1 pseudogene is annotated in these 345 nt (G+C 61.2%); it reads left to right on the forward strand.

Annotated elements, in window-relative coordinates:
- A pseudogene (locus tag EZE58_RS02075) lies at positions 1–345 on the forward strand (hypothetical protein); the annotation flags it as partial.

A 345-nucleotide genomic window follows, 5' to 3' on the forward strand; every position in this document is an offset into this window, starting at 1 on the left:
GCCGAAGACCGCGACCAAGGACGGCGACTACACCTTCACGATCTACTACAAGGGCAACCCGGACAATCTCGATCCGGGCACAGTCCCGTTCACCGTGACGATCGACCGCGAAGGCACGGAGTCGAAGGAACTCAAGGGCGAGATCACCGTCGTCGATGACGATGCCGTCGACCCGATCGATGCGTCCCTCACGGTCGATCCCAAGGAGATCACCGCTGAAGATCTCGCGAACAGGGACAAGGGCGTCAAGGTCACCGTCTCCGGCGTCAAGGAAGGCGACACGATCACCGACGACCTGACCGAAAAGCCGAAGACCGCGACCAAGGACGGCGACTACACCTTCAC

The sequence above is a fragment of the Brevibacterium sp. LS14 genome (assembly GCF_012027885.1).
Lineage (GTDB): Bacteria > Actinomycetota > Actinomycetes > Actinomycetales > Brevibacteriaceae > Brevibacterium > Brevibacterium casei.